The organism is Streptomyces niveiscabiei (assembly GCF_001419795.1).
Taxonomy (GTDB): Bacteria; Actinomycetota; Actinomycetes; order Streptomycetales; family Streptomycetaceae; genus Streptomyces; species Streptomyces niveiscabiei.
Genome location: NZ_LIRL01000479.1, coordinates 501 through 4,174, shown reverse-complemented (window position 1 = coordinate 4,174; position 3,674 = coordinate 501). Strand labels below are relative to the sequence as shown.

Below are 3,674 nucleotides of genomic sequence, written 5' to 3'. Positions count from 1 at the left end.
CAGGTCGCCCTCGACTTCTTCGAGGAGGTCGCGTACGAGCGGGACCTGTCCGCGTTCGACCGGTACGTCGCCGAGCCGTACCACCAGCACACGCCCGGGCTCGCCGACGGGATCGCGGCGTCCAAGGCGCGGCTCGCGGGGGCGTTCGCGGCGTACCCCGAGCTGCGGATGAACGTCGCGCGGGTGGTGGCGGAGGGGGATCTGGTGGCCGTCCACCATCACTTCCGGACCGGGGCGGACGATCGGGGCGTGGCTGTTGTGGACATCTTCCGGGTGCTGGGCGGGAAGGTCGTCGAGCACTGGGATGTCGTGCAGTCGGTGCCGGAGGCGTTGGCGGACGTGGAGTCGATGTTCTGACGGAGGGGGCGGGCCCTTCGATCCGGGCCCGCCCCCCTTTCCTTACGCCCCCGACTTCGTCACCGGGATCCACAGCGCCGCGTCCGCCTCCGCGCCCGCCTCCCGCAGCGCGACCCGCAGGATCTCCGGCCCCGGCCGGCTCTCGTACGGGTTCGACGGGAACCACTGCGTGAACACGTCACGCCACAGGTACTGCAACGCCAGCGGGAACTCCCCCGAGTTCTCGAACACCGCCCAGGTCCCGGCGGGGACCGTGAGGACGTCCAGGTCGTCGGGGAGTTCCTTCTCCGGCGACGTCAACACGCCGTGGTAGTAGTCGAGTTCGGTGCCCTCCGCCCGGCTCGGGTCGAGCTGGTCGCTGACGCCTACGACGCCGTACGGCTCCTCGTCGGACAACTCCCCGACGCGGGCCATCGTCTCCGCCCCGATCCCCCGGATGAAGTCGGCGATGGCCGGGTTGACGCCCTCGTGCACGAGCGGCACCCGCGCCTTCTTGCCCACCACACGGAACTCCCCCTTCTCCACGATCCGGTATCGCATGCTGCTGTTCCCTTCGACGACGAGCCGGAAGGACAGCCGGGGCTGGGAACACAGCGCCGCACCCGTACGCCGGGCCTCGCCCGGACCCACGCCGTGCAGGGCACGGAACGCCCGCGCGAAGGCTTCGCCCGAGCCGTAGCCGTACGTCGTCGCGATGTCGAGGAGCGTCCGCTCGCCCGAGAGCACCTCCGCGCCGGCCAGCGTGAGCCGCCTGCGCCGGATGTACTCCGAGAGGGGCATGCCGGCGAGGGCCGAGAACAGGCGGCGCAGGTGGTACTCGGAGGTCATGGCGATCCTCGCGAGGTCGGCGGCGTCGAGGTCCTGGTCGAGGCGGGCCTCGATGTGGTCCATCGCCCGGTTGAGGTGCTCCAGCATGTCCGGTGTCCTTCCTGGTTACGGGGTCCACGTTAGGAAGGGGACAGGGGCCGGGACCCGACAATCCGTGCCCGGTCAGGTCAGGTCCAGCTTGGGCTCGTCGGTCCAGTTCAGGATCAGGTGCACCACCGGCGCCGACACCAGCACGATCAGCGGCGGGGCCAGCCACCACGGCATACCGGTCCAGGCCCCGACCATCCCCACGCCGCCCGCCACCGCACCCACGCCGAGGGCGAGACGCCGCGTGTACGGCGGCGGCAGGAAACGGGCGTGCTTGCGGGGCCGTACGAGACGGACCGCGCCGAGGGCGAGAAGGAACCCGGCTAGGAGGACGCCGTACGTGCCGATCGCCGCCTGCGGCTGGGGTTCGTCGCGGGGCTCGTTCGAGGTGTGCTGCCGGACCTCGCCCTTCGCGATCCCGACGAGCTGGTCCCGCCAGGTCGTCCCGGTGAACGCGTCGCCCTCGCGCAGCTCGTCCGCGAGGGGGCCGTCACCGCCGAAGGAGGTGCGGTACGTCCAGAACGGGGCCTCGGTCGTCGTCGCCGTCAGGTCCCTGCCGCGGTTTCTGAAATGCCGCTCGACCTCGTCGACCTTCATGGGGACGTCCCGCAGGCAGTCCTCCCCCGCCCGGAGCGGGCCGTCGCACACGCCCGTCGCGCGGTACGCGTCGTACTCCTCGGCCGTCGACGGCATCCACACCGCGAACACCACCCAGGCGACGGCCGCCGGCACCCCCGCCAGCAGGACGAGGAGGGCTCCCCTCACCCGGGCACGCCCCGCGCTGAACTCCCTTGTGGCCTTGCCCCAGGCCGTTCCGGTCACCGGCATGCGTACCCGCCCTCCTCGTCCCGCCTCATCATCGGCGGCGGGGACGGGCGGGGGTGAGGTGAGGGGTCGGCAGTGTGCGCGGGCGGCGGGCTGCCGGGGTCCGGCAGTTTTCTGCAAGGGATTCCTGCACCAAGTTGCAGCGAAAGCCATTGCGCGGCCACAGATCGCTCTGGAAATATTCACGACGTCAGCAGCCGAAGTCGGAATTCGCGGTAGGGGGGAAGCGTGGACTACTCGATATTGGTGCCCTTTCTGCCGCGCCGGACGGAACAGGTTCTGCCTTTCGCGGCGCTCGTGGAATGGACCGGAGCCGCCAGGCTCTGGCAGGGGCAGAGCCTTCTGATGGAGCCTTTCCAGAGTTTCTCGGCGGTTGCCGGCGCAGGGTTCCGGGTGCCGACGGGCCTCGGGGTCACGCTGATGCCGCTGCGGCATCCCTTCGAGGCCGCGCACAAGGTGAAGACCTTGGCGATGGCGACCGGGGAAGAGGTCGTGGCGGGGTTCGGGCCGGGGGCGAAGACGTTTCAGCAGAGCCTGCTGGGTGCCCCGTACCGGAGTCAGCTCGGGGCGGTCCGTGAGTACATGACCGTGGTCAGGGGGCTGCTCAGCGGGGAACCGGTCGATTTCGACGGTGAGTTCTACACCTGCCACGCGGGGATGGGGCCGGCGATGTCCGCGCCGGTGCGCCTCGGGCTCGGGGTGCTGCGCCCCGGCATGGCCCGCCTCGCGGGCGAGGTCGCGGACGTGGCGATCACCTGGCTGACGCCCGCCGCCTACCTCGACGGCGTCGTCCGCCCCGCGCTGCGGGAGGGGGCGAGCCTGGCGGGCCGGGCCGCGCCGCGGATCACCGCGATGGTGCCGGTGGCGCTGGAAAGGCCCGACCGGGACGTCTCGGAATTCGTGCTGGCGAGCAATTCAGCGCATATGCAGGCGCCGCACTATATTGACATGTTGGGGAAAGCTGGAATCGACTTCGCCGAACGCGATGCGAAATCGGCCGGGCGGCTCATGGCGGATTCCGGGGCGTTCGTCCACGGGAATATCGACCAGGTCGTGAAGCAGCTGGACGAGTATCGGGACGCCGGGGTCGATGAAATCGTGCTGAACCTGACGGGCGTGTGCCGGCTCTACGGGGCCGGTGCGGCAATGGACGACATGAAGAAGATCCTGGCCGCCGTCGGCGCGGATCGGAGGGACTCCGGTGAATGAGGAACTGATCGCCCGGGTGGGCCACCATCTGCGGTCCTGGGTCACCGGGCGCCCGCTGGGCGGCGACGCCGCCACCGTCGTCCTCGAAGACGCGGCCGGTCTGGACGCGCTGCTCGGCTCCGACGTCGTCGGCCCGGGGACGCTGGTCCTCGCGCCGGGGGCGGAGCACCGCAGCGGTGCCACGATCGTCGGGTACGAGGGTTCGCTGAGCGGCTCCGAGGGGGACGCGTCGGTCGACGACGTGCTGTTCCTCCAGATCCAGGACTACGGGGTCAGCCCGTACATGTCGCTGCTCGGGACGACGCTCGTGCGGATGTCCGGCGACACGGACTTCGAGCTGTTCCTCGCGGACGCCGACGCGGCGCGGG

General features: G+C 70.7%; 4 protein-coding genes and 1 pseudogene. 3 read left to right on the top strand and 2 right to left on the bottom strand.

The features are described from left to right. Nucleotides 1–357, top strand: a 357-nt coding sequence (locus AOK24_RS23035; protein ID WP_167376854.1) for a nuclear transport factor 2 family protein, incomplete at its 5' end; no start/stop codon positions are given. 42 nt (nt 358–399) lie between these two features. Here AOK24_RS23035 and AOK24_RS23030 read toward each other — a convergent pair. Next, nucleotides 400–1,272, bottom strand: coding sequence for an AraC family transcriptional regulator (locus AOK24_RS23030; RefSeq protein WP_055721967.1), 873 nt, complete (start codon nt 1,270–1,272; stop codon nt 400–402). 75 nt (nt 1,273–1,347) lie between these two features. After that, nucleotides 1,348–2,100, bottom strand: coding sequence for a hypothetical protein (locus AOK24_RS23025; protein ID WP_055721966.1), 753 nt, complete (start codon nt 2,098–2,100; stop codon nt 1,348–1,350). A gap of 225 nt (nt 2,101–2,325) precedes the next feature. Between AOK24_RS23025 and AOK24_RS23020 the strand changes: the two genes are divergently transcribed. Both AOK24_RS23020 and AOK24_RS23015 read left to right on the top strand, forming a co-directional pair. Beyond that, nucleotides 2,326–3,306 carry an LLM class flavin-dependent oxidoreductase gene (locus AOK24_RS23020; protein ID WP_109364155.1) on the top strand — a complete coding sequence of 327 codons (981 nt, stop codon included), beginning with the start codon at nt 2,326–2,328 and terminating at the stop codon, nt 3,304–3,306. Then, nucleotides 3,299–3,674: pseudogene (locus AOK24_RS23015) on the top strand (hypothetical protein); the annotation flags it as partial. The gene AOK24_RS23020 and the pseudogene AOK24_RS23015, both read left to right, overlap by 8 nt.

Excerpts from the sequence above, each read along its gene's own strand:
- AOK24_RS23030 (WP_055721967.1), bottom strand. The coding sequence starts at position 1,272 with ATGCTGGAGCACCTCAACCGGGCGATGGACCACATCGAGGCCCGCCTC.
- AOK24_RS23025 (WP_055721966.1), bottom strand. The coding sequence starts at position 2,100 with ATGCCGGTGACCGGAACGGCCTGGGGCAAGGCCACAAGGGAGTTCAGC.